The sequence below is a fragment of the Tardiphaga sp. genome (genome assembly GCF_028290785.1).
Classification (GTDB): domain Bacteria; phylum Pseudomonadota; class Alphaproteobacteria; order Rhizobiales; family Xanthobacteraceae; genus Tardiphaga.
The window spans coordinates 1-17,666 of the sequence record NZ_JAQGJD010000139.1; the positions used below are offsets into that span (position 1 = coordinate 1).

At 64.5% G+C, this 17,666-nt stretch carries 13 protein-coding genes and 1 pseudogene; 8 read left to right on the forward strand and 6 right to left on the reverse strand.

Going from position 1 to position 17,666, the window contains the following annotated elements; all coding sequences use genetic code 11:
* Together JWR89_RS08145 and JWR89_RS08150 are read left to right on the forward strand one after the other, a co-directional pair.
* A partial coding sequence (locus JWR89_RS08145; protein ID WP_299714101.1) for an efflux RND transporter permease subunit occupies positions 1–585 on the forward strand: 585 nt, incomplete at its 5' end.
* Between the two features lie 126 nt (positions 586–711).
* On the forward strand, positions 712–3,261 hold the full coding sequence (locus tag JWR89_RS08150; RefSeq protein WP_299714216.1) for an HWE histidine kinase domain-containing protein: 2,550 nt from the start codon (positions 712–714) through the stop codon (positions 3,259–3,261).
* A 57-nt stretch (positions 3,262–3,318) separates the two neighbouring features.
* Here the strand turns inward: JWR89_RS08150 and JWR89_RS08155 are convergent, their stop codons facing one another.
* Positions 3,319–4,680 carry a TolC family outer membrane protein gene (locus JWR89_RS08155; protein ID WP_299714104.1) on the reverse strand — a complete coding sequence of 454 codons (1,362 nt, stop codon included), beginning with the start codon at positions 4,678–4,680 and terminating at the stop codon, positions 3,319–3,321.
* Between the two features lie 387 nt (positions 4,681–5,067).
* On the opposite strand from JWR89_RS08155, the gene JWR89_RS08160 reads away from it, so the two are divergent.
* Complete coding sequence (locus JWR89_RS08160) at positions 5,068–6,912, forward strand: acetyl-CoA hydrolase/transferase C-terminal domain-containing protein (protein WP_299714106.1); 1,845 nt, start codon at positions 5,068–5,070, stop codon at positions 6,910–6,912.
* Between the two features lie 159 nt (positions 6,913–7,071).
* Here the strand turns inward: JWR89_RS08160 and JWR89_RS08165 are convergent, their stop codons facing one another.
* Both JWR89_RS08165 and JWR89_RS08170 read right to left on the reverse strand, forming a co-directional pair.
* Entirely contained in the window at positions 7,072–7,848 is a 777-nt protein-coding gene (locus JWR89_RS08165) for an enoyl-CoA hydratase (RefSeq protein WP_299714110.1), read from the reverse strand.
* 91 nt (positions 7,849–7,939) lie between these two features.
* Entirely contained in the window at positions 7,940–8,620 is a 681-nt protein-coding gene (locus JWR89_RS08170; protein ID WP_299714113.1) for a hypothetical protein, read from the reverse strand.
* Between the two features lie 327 nt (positions 8,621–8,947).
* On the opposite strand from JWR89_RS08170, the gene JWR89_RS08175 reads away from it, so the two are divergent.
* Both JWR89_RS08175 and JWR89_RS08180 read left to right on the forward strand, forming a co-directional pair.
* The gene (locus tag JWR89_RS08175; protein ID WP_299714116.1) at positions 8,948–9,493 is read left to right on the forward strand and encodes a sigma-70 family RNA polymerase sigma factor; all 546 of its coding nucleotides are present in this window, start codon (positions 8,948–8,950) and stop codon (positions 9,491–9,493) included.
* Positions 9,493–10,131 (forward strand): DUF1109 domain-containing protein, encoded by a 639-nt coding sequence (locus JWR89_RS08180; protein ID WP_299714119.1) that lies wholly within the window; start codon positions 9,493–9,495, stop codon positions 10,129–10,131. The genes JWR89_RS08175 and JWR89_RS08180 overlap by 1 nt, the downstream gene beginning before the upstream one ends.
* 159 nt (positions 10,132–10,290) lie before the next feature.
* On the opposite strand, the gene JWR89_RS08185 is transcribed toward JWR89_RS08180, so the two are convergent.
* The 3 genes from JWR89_RS08185 to JWR89_RS08195 all read right to left on the reverse strand — a co-directional run bounded on the left by JWR89_RS08185 (position 10,291) and on the right by JWR89_RS08195 (position 13,734).
* Positions 10,291–11,004 (reverse strand): DNA helicase, encoded by a 714-nt coding sequence (locus tag JWR89_RS08185; RefSeq protein WP_299714122.1) that lies wholly within the window; start codon positions 11,002–11,004, stop codon positions 10,291–10,293.
* A 401-nt stretch (positions 11,005–11,405) separates the two neighbouring features.
* The gene (locus JWR89_RS08190) at positions 11,406–12,518 is read right to left on the reverse strand and encodes a DUF2336 domain-containing protein (RefSeq protein WP_299714124.1); all 1,113 of its coding nucleotides are present in this window, start codon (positions 12,516–12,518) and stop codon (positions 11,406–11,408) included.
* Between the two features lie 70 nt (positions 12,519–12,588).
* Complete coding sequence (locus tag JWR89_RS08195; protein WP_299714126.1) at positions 12,589–13,734, reverse strand: GGDEF domain-containing protein; 1,146 nt, start codon at positions 13,732–13,734, stop codon at positions 12,589–12,591.
* 658 nt (positions 13,735–14,392) lie between these two features.
* Here JWR89_RS08195 and JWR89_RS08200 point away from each other — a divergent pair.
* The 3 genes and pseudogenes from JWR89_RS08200 (at position 14,393) to JWR89_RS08210 (ending at position 17,545) form a co-directional block, all read left to right on the forward strand.
* The gene (locus JWR89_RS08200) at positions 14,393–14,962 is read left to right on the forward strand and encodes a sigma-70 family RNA polymerase sigma factor (protein ID WP_299714219.1); all 570 of its coding nucleotides are present in this window, start codon (positions 14,393–14,395) and stop codon (positions 14,960–14,962) included.
* Entirely contained in the window at positions 14,959–15,675 is a 717-nt protein-coding gene (locus tag JWR89_RS08205; protein ID WP_299714129.1) for a hypothetical protein, read from the forward strand. Before JWR89_RS08200 ends, JWR89_RS08205 begins: the two co-directional genes overlap by 4 nt.
* A gap of 173 nt (positions 15,676–15,848) precedes the next feature.
* Positions 15,849–17,545, forward strand: a pseudogene (locus JWR89_RS08210) (S8 family serine peptidase).
* Positions 17,546–17,666: the final 121 nt, after the last annotated feature.

Below are 17,666 nucleotides of genomic sequence, written 5' to 3' on the forward strand. Positions count from 1 at the left end.
GAGGCCCAGGACAAGGTCGCCGAACAGGTGCAACTGCCGCCGGGGTCACGGGTCGAATGGGTCGGCGAGTTCGGAAATCTGCAGGACGCCATCAAGCGGCTGTCCATCGTGGTGCCGATCAGCCTGCTGCTGATCGGCGTGCTGCTGTGGTTCAACTTCGGCTCGATGGTCGATACTCTGCTGGCTATGAGCGTGATCCCGATGGCGATCTTCGGCGGCGTGCTCGGCCTGCTGATCTCCGGCATCCCGTTCAGCGTTTCGGCGGCGATCGGCTTCATCGCGTTGTTCGGCATCGCGGTAATGGACGGCATTCTGATCCTGTCGCAATACAACCAGCTGATCGACGAAGGCTATGAGCGCCTGAAGGCAGTGATCCGCACCGGCGAACTGCAGCTCCGCCCGGTGCTGATGACCTGCATCGTCGCCGGCATCGGCCTGCTGCCCGCGGCGCTGTCGGAAGGCATCGGTTCCCAGGTGCAAAAGCCGCTCGCCATCGTGGTGGTGACCGGCATGATGTTGGCGCCGCTGGTGATTTTGATCACGCTGCCGGTCCTGATCTCGGTGTTTTCGCGCAAGACGCGGTAGGGCGGTTATCCGTCCGGTCACCGACGAGACGGATTATTTGCTGGCGTCGGATCGAAAAGGGTGATCGTTCGTTGGATCGATCAACCCTTGGGCTGCGTCTTGGTGGCCTCCAGAGTGTGCTGAATGCTGGCCTCCACCGACACCGTCGATCTGACCAATTGCGATCGCGAACCGATTCATATCCCTGGCAGCATTCAGCCGCATGGCTGCCTGCTGGCCTGCGACGGTTCCGTCGCTATAGTGCGGCGCCATTCGGTCAATGCCGGGGCGATGCTCGGCGTCGAGAATACCGACATCAACGGCAGAACGCTGGACGAGCTGATCGGCGAGCAGGCGACCCATGACATTCGCAATGCCGTCGCCCGGTGGGGTAACCTGACGCGTCCGGGACTGCTGCTCGGGGTCCGCATCGCGCATTCGTCCGACACTTTCAACATTGCCATCCACCGCCACCAGGGCGTCAACATCGTCGAATTCGAGCGGACGACTGACGCGGACACCACGCCGCCGCTGGAGCTGGCGCGGCTACTGATGGGGCGGATCGGGCAGATTGCCGATCTCGACGCGTTGTTTGACGGCGCCGCGCGCCTGCTCCGCGCCGCGCTCGGCTATGACCGGGTGATGCTCTATCGCTTCGCCCATGACGGCTCCGGCCAGGTCATCAGCGAGGCCAGGCGCGGCGATCTGGAAAGTTTTCTCGGCCAACATTTTCCGGCCAGCGATATCCCGCAGCAGGCGCGCGTGCTGTATGTGCAGAACACCATCCGCATCGTCTCCAATACGGATGGCGAGCGCGTCGCCATCGAGCCGGCGCTCGATACGTCCGGCGAACCGCTCGATCTGTCCTTCGCGCATCTGCGCAGTGTCTCGCCGATCCATTGCGAATATCTGCGCAACATGGGCGTCGGCGCCTCGATGTCGATCTCGATCGTCAGCAAGGGCGTGTTGTGGGGCCTGATCGCCTGCCACCACTACGAGCCGCGCGTGCTGCCGATGGAAAAGCGCGTTGCTGCGGAAATGTTCGGCGAGTTCTTTTCGTTGCAGCTCGCCGAGCTGATCCAGAAGCGCAAGCTCGAAGCCAGCGAGCGCGCGCGGCAGTTTCTCGACCGGCTGATGCAGAATGTGACGCCGCACGGCGAAATCCAAGACCTGTTGCGCGACAGCGTTGCCGATTTCACCGCTCTGATGCCCTGCGATGGTGTCGGCCTCTATATCAACAAGACCTGGACCTGCCATGGCAGCACGCCGCCGACGGCGGCCGTGCCTGCTCTGATGAGCTTCATCAACTCAGTGGCCGGAGGCCGGGTGTGGGCCACCAATGCGCTGTCCGAGCGGCTGCCGGGCGCCGAGGTCTACCGCGCCGAAGCCTCCGGCGTGCTGGCGGTGCCGCTGTCACAATTGCCGCGCGACTATCTGGTGTTTTTCCGCAAGGAAGTCGCCCAGACCGTGAACTGGGGCGGCGATCCGAACAAGCGCTACGAGAGCGGGCCGCTCGGCGATCGCCTGACGCCGCGCAAGAGTTTTGCGATCTGGAAGCAGGCCGTGGAGCGGCAATCGCACCCCTGGCTGCCCACTGAGCGCGACACTGCGGAGGCCACGCGCACCTCACTGGTGGAAGTGGTGATGCGCCACAGCGAGCTGTTGGCCGACGAGCGGCACAAGGCCGATCTGCGCCAGAAGATGCTCAATGAAGAGCTCAATCACCGCGTCAAGAATATCCTGGCGCTGATCAAATCGCTTGTCTCGCACCCGGTCGAAGAAGGCCGCAGCATCGAGGCCTATGTGGCCTCATTGAGGGGCCGGATCCAGGCCCTGTCGCTGGCCCATGACCAGGTGATCCGCGGCGCCGGCGGCGGCGGCTTGCGGGAATTGCTCGAAGCCGAACTGTCGCCCTATCGGGACGTCACCGCCGAAATCGCGCTGGATGGTCCCGACGTGCTGCTCGATGCGCGCGCGTTCTCCGTGCTTGCGCTGGTGCTGCACGAACTGGCGACCAACGCCGCCAAGTACGGCGCGCTGTCGGTTCATGCCGGCCGGCTGTCGCTGAAATGGCAGCGCACACCGTTGGGCGACTGCGACATCGATTGGCTTGAGCGCGACGGCCCGCGGGTGAACCCGATGGCGAAGCCGGGTTTCGGTTCGATGCTGATCGGTCGCAGCATTCCTTATGATCTCGGCGGCGAGAGCGAGGTCCAATACGCGGAAGAAGGCGCCCGGGTCAGGCTGTTGATCCCGGCGCAGTTTGTCACCTGGCCGGCGGCGGTGGCAAAGCCGGTCGCTAGTGCGCGCGCGGTCGATCATGCGCCGCCCGCCTCGATGCGCGGGCTGAGCATCCTGATGGTCGAGGACCAGTTGCTCATTGCCATGGACGTGCAGACCATGCTGGCCGACGAAGGCGCCGGGACCGTGGAGACCGCGTCCTCGGTGAAGGAGGCGCTGCACAACCTGACGATCTTCCATCCCGACGTGGCGATCCTCGACGTCAATCTCGGCAATGGCAGTTCGCTGCCGGTGGCCCATGCGCTGGTCGCGCGCGGCATCCCGTTCGTGTTCGCCACCGGCTACGGCGAAACCAGCCTGATCCCGCCGGAAATGAGCGACGTGCCGATCGTGCGCAAGCCGTATGACGTCGCGGCTCTGATCGCAGCGCTGACCATGGCGATGGGGAAGAAGTAGATGGCGCTTGCTTCCCTCTCCCCGCAAGTGCGGGGCGAGGTGAAGTATGTGCGGTCGTTACTTCCCGTCCGGCGTCCGCAACCCGTGCCAGGCGTCGCGCACCTGATGGTAGTGCACTTCCGGCAGGTAGTCCGGGGTGTTGAGGCCGAGCGTCTTGACGTCGAGCCGACCGACGGCGCTGAGCAGCGCGTAGGAGGCGATGACGCGGTCGCGTTGCGCGCCGATCAGCCGGGCTTTCGCCGACACCAGATCCTGCTGCGAGTTCAGCACATCGACGGTGGTGCGCTGGCCGCCGGCGGCCTCGCGCTGTACGCCCGCCAGCGCGACGCCGGCGGCGCGCACTTCGGCCTCGGCGGCCGTGACCGCGGTTTTGGAGCCCTCGTTGGAAACCCACGCGCCGGTGGCCGCCGTGCGTGCCTGGGTGCGCACCTGGTCCAGCACCAGCCGGCTTACCGAGGAAAGTTCCTTGGCCTGCCGGGTTTGCGCGGCGGCAAGGCCGCCATCATAAAGCGGCGCGTTGAGCTGGCCGACGATCGAGGCCTGGTCGGTGCCGAAAGTCCCGAGCGTCGGGTCGGAATCCCGGGAGCGGCTGGCGCTGCCCTGCAAGGTGATGGTCGGCAGCAGGGTGCTTTCCGTGACCTTGATGGTGGTGGTGGCGACATCGACGTCGAAGCTGGCGGCGACCACCGCGGGGTGGCTCTTGAAGGCCATCGCCACGGCGTCGTCACGGCTGCGCGGCAGCAGGCGGTCCATCGGCTCGGCCGGGCTAAGCCGCGCCGGCGCCGCGCCAATCACCGCCGCATAGGTGGCCTGGCTGATGGCCAGCGTCACTTCCGAGGCGTTCAGATCGGCCTGGCCGCGCGCGAGACGGGCTTCGGCCTGCGAGGTGTCGGTCGGCGTGACGTCGCCGGCATTGAGCCGCTTCTGCGCGATGCCCAGGGTTTCCTTCAGCGACGTGACATTGGCGCGTTGTGCCTCGACCAGCGACTGGTTGGCCAGCACGTTGGTATAGGCGATCACGGCGTCGAGCAGCACGCCCTGGCCGACATTGCGCAGCGCCTCGCGGCCGGACTGCACCTGCAATTCGGCGACGCGGACGCTGTTGGCGGTCTTGTTGCCGTTATATAACGTTTGCGTGACGGTGACGCCGATCGTCCATGGTTTCAGCGTTGCGCCCGCGATGGTGTTGTCCACCAGCAGGTTGCGCACGGCCTGCAAACCGTAGCTCAGGGTGGCGTTGACCTGCGGCCGGTAGCCGGCCATCGCCTGCGGCACGTTCTCGTCGGTGGCGCGCTGCCGGGCGCGCTCGGCATTTAGCTGCGGATTGGACTGATAGGCCTTGGCTAGGGCTTCCGGAACGGTCTCGGCGTGGGCATCGGACAGCGCCAGGACGCAGCAACCGGCGACGCCCAGAGCCATGCCTGTGCGCAGCGCGCGCCTTGCGGCGAGGCCCAATCTCCCGTGATCACGAATCATGTTATCCCAAAGCAATCTTCGAACGTCCGCCCCCGCCGACGTCCATTGTATGTTTAGAGGGCGTTGCCATCACAGGCAAACCATCCGGTGAAGAACCTCCGGGCTTCGACGCGTTCCCCACAGGGCATTTCGGCGCCCAGTTCGCTTGATTGATCAGGACCCTAGGGGGAAATACCGGCATTCGGAATGCGACAACAAGCCCGTGCGGATACGGTACCGTGTGTTGCATGTCGGGCACATTTCTGAATAACGCTGCACCCGATGGTAGCGACGTCGGGCCCACGCGATCGCGCGGCCATGCCGTTCGCCTCCGCGACAACCGGACACCGCATGCCGAAAATGTTCGCCGATCCCGAGGCCATCGCGGAAGAGATCATTCGCGATGTCGGCACCACGCTGGTGGTCGGCCTGCCGCTCGGCCTCGGCAAGGCCAACCACATCGTCAATGCGCTGTACCAGCGCGCCGCCGCCGACCGCAGCATCAAGCTGACGCTGTTCTCGGCGTTGACGCTGGAGAAGCCGAAGCCGTCCAGCGAGCTGGAGAAACGCTTCATCTCACCGGTGATCGAGCGGCTGTTCGGCTCCTATCCCGATCTCGATTATGCCGACGCGCTGCATCGCGGCGCACTGCCGGACAATATCGAGGTGATCGAATTCTTCTTCCTCGCCGGCAAGTGGCTGCGTGTGCCGAAGGCGCAGCAGAACTACATTTCTGCGAACTACACCCATGCGGCGTCCTATCTGCTGGCGCGCGGGCTCAATGTCATCACCCAACTGGTGGCGAAGCGAGTGGTGGACGGCGTCGTGCGCTACAGCCTGAGCTGCAACACCGACACCACGCTGGACCTGCTGCGCGCCCGCGCCGAGGGCCGCGCCGCGTTCAAACTGATCGGGCAGGTCAATTCCGAACTGCCGTTCATGCCGGGGCAGGGCGATCTCGAAGGCTCCGAATTCAGCGCCGTGCTGGAAAGCGCGGCGACCGAGTTTCCGCTGTTCGCGCCGCCACCGGAGCCCATCTCTGACACCAAATATGCGATCGGCCTGCATGCCACTGGCCTGGTGCGCGATGGCGGCACGCTGCAGATCGGCATCGGCCAGGTCGGCGATGCGCTGGCGCAGGGATTGATCGTGCGCCAGCGCGACAACGGGGCGTTCCGGAACATCATGCAGCGGCTATCGCCCGGCGCGCTGCCACTCGAAAGCGGCAGCTTTGAAAAGGGACTCTACGGCGTCAGCGAAATGCTGTTCGAGGCCTTTCTCGGCCTGATCGACGCCGGTATTTTGAAGCGCGAAGTCGATGGCGTGATCCTGCACGGCGCGTTCTTCCTCGGGCCGAAATCGTTCTATGCGGCATTACGCGAGATGGCGCCGGCCCAACTGGCCAAAATCCAGATGATGCCGGTGTCTTTCACCAACGAACTGTACGGCAATGAGACCGCAAAGCGCCGCGCCCGCGTCGATGCGCGCTTTGTCAACAATGCGATGATGGCGACGCTGCTGGGCGCAGTCGTTTCCGACGGGCTCGACGATGGCCAGGTGGTGAGCGGCGTCGGCGGCCAGTACAATTTCGTGGCGCAGGCCTTCGCGCTGGAGGGCGCGCGCTCGATGCTCGCCGTGGAGGCGGTGCGCGCCGGCAACAAGCCGGTCTCCAACATCCGCTGGCGCTACGGCCATGAGACCATCCCGCGGCATCTGCGCGATATCGTCATCACCGAATACGGCGTCGCCGATCTCAGGGGCAAGTCGGATGCCGATGTGATCGCGGCGATGCTGGCGGTGGCGGATTCGCGGTTTCAGCCGGAGTTGATGAAGCAGGCCAAGGACGCCGGCAAGCTGCCGAAAGGCTTCGAGATCGCTGCCGCGAATCGCGACAACACGCCGGAGCGGATCGCAGCGGCGCTGAAGCCTGCGCGCGAAGCGGGGTTGCTGCCAATGTTTCCGTTCGGCAGCGACTTTACCGAGGTCGAGCAGCGTTTGATCCCCGCGCTGCAGATTTTAAGCGCTGCCGCAACTTCGCCACAAGGTCTTGCGGCGCTTTTGTGGCAGGGATGGCAGCACGCACCGCAAGCCTCGGATAGAGCTTGTCTTTCCCGGCTGGGCCTGGATCGGCCCGCGACGCTGAAGGATCGCGTCTATCGAATGCTGGTGTGTGGGGCGCTGGCAAGAAACAAGTAGCGTCGCCGCTCATTCGTGTCCCGGACGCGATGCGGCGCGTAGTGCCGCTTCGCAGATCCGGGATCCCGGTCGTTCTTTCGCAGATCACCGGGACCCCGGCTCTGCAGCGCACTACGTCGCCAAAGAGCGACGCATTGCGCTGCGTCCGGGGAACGGGAGCTACCTGTTCTTGTTCACCGGCTTGCGCTTCTCGATGAACGCCGCCATGCCCTCGCTGCGATCCTCCAGCGCGAAAGTCGCGTGGAACAGGTCGCGCTCGACCTTGAGGCCTTCGGTCAGCGGCGTCTCGAACGCGCGGTTGACGGCGCTCTTGGCCATCGACGCCACCGGGCGCGACATCGCGGCGATCTTCTCGGCCATCGCCATCACTTCTTCCATCAACTTGTCCGCCGGCACGATGCGGCTGACCAGGCCGGCGCGTTCGGCCTCGGCGGCGTCCATCATGCGCCCGGTGAGGCACAGGTCCATCGCCTTGGATTTGCCTATCGCCCGGGTCAGGCGCTGGGTGCCGCCGATGCCGGGAATGGTGCCCAGCGTGATTTCCGGCTGGCCGAATTTGGCGGTGTCGGAAGCGACGATGATATCGCACATCATGGCCAGCTCGCAGCCGCCGCCGAGCGCGTAACCGGACACGGCTGCGATGGTCGGCTTGGTGCAGGTGGCGACGCGGTCGCCGCCGATCTGGGTGAAGTCGCGATTGAACATGTCGATGAAGCTTTTCGGCTGCATCTCCTTGATGTCGGCGCCGGCGGCAAATGCCTTCTCGCTGCCGGTGACGACGATGCAGCCGACGCCGTCATCCGCTTCCAGCTCGTCGATGGCGAGCTTGATCTCACCGAACACGCCGAACGACAATGCGTTGAGCATCTTCGGGCGGTTCAGCGTGAGAAGGCCGACCGCGCCCCGGCGCTCGACGATGATGTGTTCGTAGCTCATGTTTCATCCCGCATTGTTTGTGGCGGCCGTCTCCGGCCGCCGCGCAATGTGCCCGCTGGCGGGATGCCGTACAAGGGCAAGAACCAGGCCGTCAGGCCATGAACATCCGTGCCGCGGAGGCCATGGTCAGCAGGCCGCCGAAGGCGATGAAGATCTTGCCGATCAAAGAGGTTTTGTCCCACGCCGCATCGTCGCGGTTGACGATCACCGGCGCATCGATGGTGGCCTTTGCCAGCGTCAGCGCCGGCTTGTCGATCGGCTTGTCGTCGCTCAGCGCACGATCGACCTCGTTGAGCTGGTCGGCGGAGACCACCTGGGCATTGTCCTCGGGCGGCATCGCGGCGGCGCCGTCCGGCTTGCGGCCCATCCAGTTCTGCATGCCGTCGGCCTGCGCGTCCATCTTTGACGTATCAGCAGGCAATTCAGCCGGCAGTTGCGCATTGGCGTTGGCAACCGCCGCCGGCATGTTCGCGCCGTCACCGGTCTTGGTGCCCTTGTCATCGGCCGGCGTATCGGGTGTTTTCGACGCCGCCTTGTCGGTCTTGCTGTCCGACTTATTGTCGGTTTTGCGCGATTTCGCGGTGACCTTCTTCGAGCTGTGGTGCCTGTTGGATTTGTTTAGCGCCATCGGCTTGTCCGGCGCTGCTTCCGCCGTCGCTGCCGGATCGGCCGCACGCGCGTCGGTCTCCGTCGCGCGCAGCGGTCCTGCGATGCACATCCAAAGTCCCGCGGCGAGAATGGCCGCCGAGCGCCCGCTGGCTGTGATATTCATGGCGATCTCCCCGAAATGCCCGCCCCCGATCGCAAGGGAGCCTGCAGCCGTGTCCACAGCGCGGCCAAAAAAGGGAATTTTTGGCGGAGTCCGGCAAAACCGGGGCAGGCCCGGGCGTTCGACGGCAACGCCGGCGAAATTTGTTTTTGGAATCAAGGGGCAGGTGTCAGACTGGCGAAATGGATGATATGCCGTGCCCAGCCGAAACGCCGTTCATCCAGGGCGTGACGCGACAAGCCCGCGTTGCGGACCATGTGACGGCGGAATATTTCGCCGTCCGCCGTAACAAATTGAAGTTTCGGCCGAATTGTCCTGTTAGGAGCGTGCGTGCACGGACGTGACGACGAGTGGACCGATCTGATGCGATCGGCCAATGCGGGAGACGGTGTCGCTTATCACCGCCTGCTGAAGTCGGTTACGCCGGTGCTGCGGGCGGGGGCGCGGCGTGGGCTGGCGAGGGCCGGCCAGCCGCCTGACCAGGCCGAGGATATTGTGCAGGACATTTTGCTGGCGGTGCATCTGAAGCGGCAGACCTGGGACACCGAGGCGCCGTTCGCGCCATGGCTGTTCGCCATCGCCCGCAACAAGCTGATCGACGCGCTGCGCCGGCGCGGCCGCCGCATCTTTGTCAACATCGACGATTTCGCCGAGGTGATTCCGAGCGAGCCGCCGGCGGAGACCTTGCCGCAAGCCGAGATCGCCGATCACCTCGCCGGGCTGCCGCCGCGGCAGCGCGACGTGCTGCAGTCGATTGCGGTGCAAAGCGAGTCGATCAAGGCGACGGCGTCGAAGCTGTCGATGAGCGAAGGTGCCGTGCGCGTGGCGCTGCACCGGGGCCTCGCCAGCCTGGCGGCCAAGCTGCGGAGGGATTGATGGATACCGATCGCCTGATTCAAGCGCTGGCCGCCGATCACGAGCAGCGCGATCGCCGGGTCGGCACGGCACTGGCGACGGCGCTTCTGGTGGCGTTACCGGTGACCGCGGCGATGCTGCTTGTCACCATCGGCTTCCGGCCGGATTTCATGACCGCGATGCGCAATCCGTTCTTCGATACCAAGTTCCTGGTGACGCTCGCGCTCGCCATTCCGGCCATCGTGATCAGCCTGCATCTGTCGCGCCCGGAGGCCACGCTCGGGCGCTGGATCTGGCTTCTGTTGCTGTCACCCTTCATCCTCGTCGCTGCGCTCATTGCCGAGATGATGATGCCGCAGCGCACGCCGATGATGATGCGTTTGATGGGCCGCAATTCGATGTTGTGCCTGAGCGCCATTCCGGTTCTGTCGCTGCCGATCCTCGGCGCGGCCTTGTACGCCTTGCGGCAAGGGGCGCCGGCGCGCCCGGCGGTGGCGGGGGCGCTGGCGGGATTGCTGTCGGCGGGCCTTGCGGCGACGCTGTACGCCGCGCATTGCGTCGACGACTCGCCGCTGTTCGTGGCGACCTGGTACACGCTGGCCACCGCGCTGGTGACGGCAGTCGGCGCGTTGGCTGGCGCAAAACTGTTGAAGTACTAGAGCGTGATGCGCTGAAGCGGAATCGGCACCGCCAGCCACGTCATTTCGAGCGAAGCGAAGCAATCCAGAAGACCGCAAGCAAAGACCGGATTGCTTCGTCGCAAGAGCTCCTCGCAATGACGGAGCGGCGGGAAGAGGCAAGCAAGGCGCTGTCGGATTTTAGCTCGTCGCCTGTAGCTGAACGCCGCCATTGTTCAGAAAACAGGTTTTGTCGAACAGCGTCAGGTCAAGCGGATTGGGCAGCCGCACGTCCTGCATTTCGGGATACGGCTTCTTCGACGGATCATAGGCGCGATCGATCTGGGAGATGAAAACGATCACCAGCCCGCGATCCCGCGCGAATGACTTCAACGCGCTGACCTGCTCGGCCAGCGGAGGACTTTCACGTCGTTGATCGAGCAGTTGTAGGTAATCGATGACGACCAGCGTGCCCGACGGTGCCGACTGCAGCGTCGCCATGATGTAATCGGCACTGATGGCGTCGGAGCAATCGAACGTGAACAAGCCGCCAAACTGTGCGAGTTTTACGCTGATTACATCGAACCGGTTCAAGATGTCCTTCTCGGTGAACTCCAGGGTGAAGAAGACGCCCCGATGACCAAGCTTCATCGCCTCTACGGCAAGTTCAAGCGCCATCAGGGTCTTGCCGTGGCCCGGCCGGGCGCCGACCAGCACGAGGTCGCCTTGCGTCAGCCGCCCGAACAGCTTGGCGGCGGGAGAGGTGGCCGCATGCCGCGCGGCCAGCAAGCTCCAGCCGCTATAGCCTTCCTGAACCGCAATGCGGTCAAGCGCGTGGTGTAAGGGAATGGCGCGTTGGCGAGCCAGCAGCTTCGCCTTGCGCTTCAAATGATAGATGGGCGCAGACAGCTTCATCGATAACCTCCTATAGCGAGCGGTATTCGCAATCCCTCCTTTTGCTTTTGCTCGAACAGTCGGTTGATGAGCGCATAGCCCTGTATGAATTCTACTTTCCCGAGCGGAGGGAGGGAGGCGTGGGCCGCGCCAGAATCAGATCGTACCCCAATCCCTGCGAGCTGAAAATCTCGTTCATATAGGGTTGGTGAAAAATCCGGAGGAAATCTGGCTGCCGCTCAATTCCGAAGCGCGATCCAGCGATATCGCCTGCATATGTGGGCCCGTCATCAACGCCTGGACGGACAAGGCCATGCCGACTGGAATCCGATCCGTTTTCGGAAAGTGCGCCTGCTTCCCTCGCTCCGTCGCGCGAAAGCAAGCTTCGCCAGGCGGGGAGAGGTGAAGCGGGAAGCGCTGCGTCAGGCCGCCGGCATGTTGGAGGTGGCCTGCTGCATGCGATGAAAGCGCAGCACCTGTTGCGCGGTGGACGGTCGTAGCCGCTCGTAGATATCCTTGTCGGTGCGGTTGTCGGACATCGGTGCGCCCGCGAGCTGTTCGCGCATGTTGATGATGGCCTTGACCGTCGACCATGACATATTTGCCACCTTCGCGAGGATGAAGATGCCCTCGGTCCGCGACTCCACCATCATGGACTCGGCGACGGCGACCGGAACGTTGGCGAGGCAGGCAATCGCGGCGTTGGTTTCGTCGAAGTGGCCGGCCTCCGCGAATTTCGCTACCTGGATCTCGTCCAGCCGGCCGTCGTCGAACAGCGAGCGCACCAGCCCATGGGCGGTGGTGGTTTCCCGGTTGATGGCCGATGGCGCCGAACGGGCGCGTTGCGTCGCTTCCTGGACGGCCGCCGCAACATCGTCCGACCATTGCGGATGCGCGGCGTCGAGCCGGGCGCGCACGGACGCGGAGGCCTTGGCCACCAGCTTGAGATAGTGATGCCGGGGAATGGAGGCGCGCAGGCCGACGCAGGTCGCGATGCCGTCATCGCGCTCGGCGCGCGACAGCAGCGTCGAGTAGCCGTTTTCGGAGAAGTCGGCGCCGGGGTTGCTGGCGGTGCTCTTGACGACGGTGTCATCGCCGCGCGCGACCAGCACGTCGGTGACCGCGCGGCTCAGGATCCTGCGCACCGAAATGGCCAGCAGGTGGGCCTGGCTCTTGGTGCTCGCGTTTTCGATCAGGGTCTGGTCGTCGAGCCGGTCCGACTGCGACAGCACCGGCGCGGCGACTTCAGCGAGGTCATCGAAGGCCAGCGTGCGCATCACCCGCGGCGGCGCGCCGGCGACCGGCCCGAGGCGCTCGGCCAGCAGCACCTTGGCGGAAGCCTCGAGCTGCTCGATCAGGCAGGCGAACACGTCGTCGAACACGGCGATCTGGGCATCGGAATAATCCACGGCGTTGCTGATAAAGAGATCGGTGACACGGCGCAGCGTCTCGACGCGGCGCGCGACCGTGCCATGGGCCAATGTCGTCTGCAGCTCGTCGAGCAAACTGGCCGTCAGGGTAGATTTCGAAGTCATGACTCTGTCCTGGAGCTTTCGAAAATAACCGGCCGCGAATTCTTCGCGGCCGGGACAACTAAAATAACATTCAGGCGCTGCCAATACGGTTTCGTCCACGCTCCTTGGCTGCGTAGAGCGCGCGGTCGGCACGTGCAAGCAGCGTGTCGGGTGTTTCGTGCGGACCTAATGTCGCAACGCCTGCGGAGATCGTCACGGAGAGCCCTTCCGAAAACGCGCTCCAGTCGAGGGCGGCGGTGATCGAACGCAGCCGGTCGAGCATCTGCACCGCCATTTCATGGGGCGTGCCGGGCAGCACCAGCAGGAATTCCTCGCCGCCGTAGCGGCCGAACTTGTCGATGCTGCGAATGTTGGCGAAGATGGTGATGGCGAATGTCCGCAGCACTTCGTCGCCGGTGGGATGACCGAAGCTGTCGTTGATGCGCTTGAACCAGTCGAGATCGATCAGCGCGATGGAGCAGGGCAGTTTGCTGCGCTGGGCGCGGACGATCTCGTCGTCCAGCATCCGCATGATGCAGCGGCGGTTGAACGATCCCGTCAGTTCGTCGAGTTCAGCCAGCTCTTCGATCCGCTTGTAGGCGGCCTCGAGTTCGACGCGACGCCGGTACAGCGCCTCGCGCAGGGTGCTGGCGAAGACCCCGATGAAGATGCTGCGGCCGATGGTGAGGGAGAATGTCAGCAGGGTTGCCAGCCGCTCTAGCGGGGGGCCGTAGGGCAGCGACAGCGGCAGATCGGCCAGCCCAAACAATACGGCCAGGCCGCCGGTGATCACGGTCCAGGCCACGACGCCCTGGCGCGGCGTCGAGCGCAGGGCGATGACGTTGGCCACCAGGAACAGCGCACAGAGAAACACCACGGCGACTTCAGGCACGATGTAGATGAAGGCGAGCAGCAAGGCGAAAGTGGTCGCGGTGTAGGGCGCCGCGAAATGATGGTCGCTCGAACGGTCGGTCACGCCGCTTTCGGAAAGCGCCCAGAAGAAGCCGACCGACCCGGCGGCACAGGCCGCGAAGATGGCGACCACGGTGAACGAAATAGTTCCGGCCGCGGCATAGACCGCCAGCAGCGCGACATTGACCGCGTGGCTGATCGCCGCCAGAGCAAGGGTCTGGCGCCGGCGTTTCAGGCGCCTGATCAGCGTTTCCGACAGCGCTTCGCCATCGACGAATTCAAAATCGCCGTTCGCCGGTCCCTGAATGGAGGTGGCCGTGATCATGGTCTCTCTAGCGCCGGTATCGAATTGTTGTAACCTAATCGCCCAAGCCTTTAGGTTTCGTATCTTTTATCGTGTGGTACCTGAGTCCGCACGACGCTATCCTGTTTATTTGACAGGATAATTTGACCCGCTCCGAGCAGTATTATGGTACTGTCGGATACCGCACACACTCAATTCAGTAAAAAAGGGCCCCGGCCTGGTGAGTGCCGGGGCTGAAGTTGACTTGATGTAGCGGAAATCCGCCACCTGAAGCTACGGGATCCATATCTTAAGGTTTCGGGCTGAACCTTTTCTGGTAGCCGCAGACCTATTGAAGCTGGGGTATTGCAATGCCCAGTTCCAAGCGGTGCCGCCAGGCGATTATACTCCGCCTGGCGGTACTGTGTTTGGGGACGGAAGAGCGAGGCTGCGCCGCAAAAAAGTCGGATCGCGCGACAGGGACTGGTCGGCGCGCTACGACTTGGTAAGGTTGCAGGGTGAATCGTTTCGCGGGGGACTGGCGCGCTATGATATCCGACGTGGCATGCTTGTGCGCAAAGGCCGCCGAACTTGCGTTCGACGCGGCTGCGCCCGGCGTTTTCCGGCGTCATTGAGAAGATTTTGCCTTGTCAGTCGAACCTCTTACGTCCTTTCCCCGACCAACTTTGCGAGACGGCCATTGAGTGCGACGCAGGCGACCTCGGACGACGTCCTGATCGCTCGGATCGCGCAAGGCGACCGTCTCGCCATGCAGGTGCTGTACGGCAGGCATCACGTCCGGGTGTTTCGTTTTGGGCTGCGGCTGGTCCGGAATGAGCAGATTGCTGAAGACCTGATCAGCGAGGTGTTCCTTGACGTATGGCGCCAGGCCGGCAAATTCGAAGGCCGTTCCGCGGTCTCGACCTGGCTGCTGGCGATTACGCGGTTCAAGGCGCTGTCGGCGCTGCGCAAGCGCAAGGATGCCGAGCTGGACGACGAAACGGCCAACGCGATTCCGGACTCGTCCGACGATCCGGAAGTCGCCGTGCAGAAGAAGGATACCAGTGTCGCGTTGCGGAAGTGCCTGACGTCGCTTTCGCCAGATCACCGGGAGATCGTCGATCTGGTCTACTACCACGAAAAATCCGTGGAAGAAGTGGCCGAGATCGTGGGAATTCCTGAGAATACTGTGAAGACGCGGCTGTTTTATGCGCGCAAGAAATTGGCCGAACTGCTCAAGGCAGCCGGCGTAGAACGAGGCTGGCCATGATGGCGATGAGCAACAAAGTGCAGGACGAGGCACCCGGCGAGATCGAGGCACTGTTGCCTTGGCACGCTGCCGGCACGCTCAATGCGCGCGACACCCGCCGCGTCGATGAGGCGCTGGCCAAGGATCCCGAGCTGGCCCGGCAATATGCCGCCATCCAGGAGGAATATGCCGAAACCATCCTGCTCAACGAGAGCCTAGGCGCACCCTCGTCACGGGCAATGCAGAAACTGTTCGCCGCGATCGACGCCGAGCCGGCGCGGGATTCCTACGGCTCTTTCAACATTTCCGCCCGGGTCGCCGGGTTTTTTGCTCGGCTGTCGCCGCGTACGCTGGCCGCTTCCGCCGCGGTCGGCGCGCTGGCGCTGCTGCTGCAGGCCGGCGTGATCGGCGCGATCCTGATGAAGCGCGAACCGGGTTCGTTCCAGACTGCGTCCTATCAGCCCGCGCCGCAGCCGAACGCTCCGGCCACGATCACCCGCTCGCTCGCGCCGGATACCGGGACGCGCGCCTTCGTGCGCTTCGCGCCGACCGCGCGGATGTCCGACATCACCGCGCTGCTGGAAACGTATCAGGGGTCGATCGTCGATGGCGGCAAGGACGGCCTGTTCCAGCTGCAGTTCGGCACCAAGGCGATGACGCCCGACCAGATCGCCGGCCTGATCCGCCGGCTGGAGGCCGAGAAGATCGTCAGCATGGCGGTCTCTGCGCAGTAAGCGGCGATAGTCGCCCGGGATAGCACGTGACGCGCGACCGCGTGGCGGCGTGCGAGGAGCTTGCCATGAACCATGATCGCGATGCCGGCAAGCGGTTGGCACGGCGCGGTGCGGTTCTGGCCCTGATCGCCGCCATCGCCCCGCTCGGCGTCGTCGAGGGGCATGCGCAAAGGATGATGCGCTCGCCCAACCTCAACATGGGCTCACGAATTACGACGTTTTCGCCGGGCGCGACGGTGCGGATCAATCCGAATGTCGCCGGCGCCGCCCGTGTCGCCGGGCGCGGCCCGGCCATCGGCCGCATCCGAAATATCGCCGGCCGCGGCCCGACCGTTGCCGGCCGTACCGGGATCAATGCCGTGGGTATCGCGACCGGTCGTGGCGGGCCACGGTCGAGCGGCATCACGGCCAGCCGCACGCCGCCGCCAAGCCGGGTCGTGCCATCGACGCCGCCCCGCCTTGCGGTGGTGCTGCCGACCATTCCCTATGTGCGTTATTCGTCCAACACCTATCCGGCCTGCGCCTATGCCAACCGCGCGGCGTCGGGCGAATGCAAGGACGTGCCGTTCGTCGCCGATCTCGACAACAGTTTTAACGGCCCGCCGCCCCGCAGCCAGAATGCTGGGGCGGGGCCGCGCCGCGGCGCGCCGGCTGCGCTCAATCAGCGTTACGTCTCCGGCCAGATCGTCGCGGAAATCGACGGCGCGCTCACCGACGCCCAGGCCGGCGCGCTGGCGCAGCGCTACCGACTGGCGCGGATCGCGGCGCAGGAATTGCCGCTGATCGGCAGCACCCTCACGCTGTTCCGCATCACCGACAATCGCCCGGTCGAGGCCGTCGCGTTACAAATGCGCGCGGATTCCAGCGTGCGCGCCGTCCAGCCCAACTTCCGCTACGTACTGCAGGACCAGACCACGACGCCAGCACTGGGCGAGGGCGATCCCGCGCAATATGCGCTCGCGAAAATGCGGCTGCCGGAAGCCCACAAGCTCGCTTATGGCAGCAACGTCACGGTCGCGGTGATCGATTCGTGTATCGATGTCGCGCATCCCGAACTGGCCAATGCCATCGCGGGTTCGTTCGACGCGCTGGGCAGCGCCGAAGGTCCGCACGTCCATGGCACCGGAATCGCCGGCGCAATCGTGTCGCATGCGCGGCTGATGGGCAGCGCGCCGCTTGCGCGCATCCTGGCAATCCGCGCCTTCGGCGTGGCGTCGAGCGGCACCGAAAGCACGTCCTTCGTCATCCTCAAGGGTATCGACTACGCGGCGTCGCACGGCGCGCAGGTGATCAATATGAGCTTTGCCGGCCCGCAGGATCCGCTAGTCGAGCGCGGCATTGCCGCGGCGATGACCGCGGCATCGTGATGGTCGCGGCATCCGGCAATGCGGGGCCGAAATCGCAGCCGCTGTATCCCGCCGCCAACCCTAACGTCATCGCGGTGAGCGCTACAGACGCCTATGACCGGTTGTTCGCCGCCTCCAACCGCGGCAGCCATATTGCGGTGTCCGCGCCCGGCGTCGATATTTTCCTGCCAGCGCCGGACCGTAAGTATCAGATGACCTCGGGCACCTCGTTTTCAGCGGCCTATGTCAGTGGGCTCGCGGCGCTGATGATCGAGCGCAATCCGCAACTGACGCCGCGTGAGTTGCGCGGGATACTGATGAAGAGCGCGCGCGATCTCGGCGCGCCCGGCCGCGACGATTTGTTCGGCGCCGGCGCAGCGGATGCCTACGCCGCGGTGTCGGCGGTGCAAATTGGGACGGTCCCGGTGGCCGCAGTGCCGGCGCCTGCTAGCGTTCCGGATCCAGCGCCGGCAACCCGCGCGGTGGACGCGTCCGCGCCTGAAATCGCTTCCGGGAAGCCATAGTCCCGACCGCAAATTTCGAAAAATAATGTCACCGCATTGAACGTTGTCGGAGCTACGGCGACTGATGGAGGTGGGAGCGGTTATCCCTCCCCAACGAGGCCGTATCCGGCGCGAGCGCCCA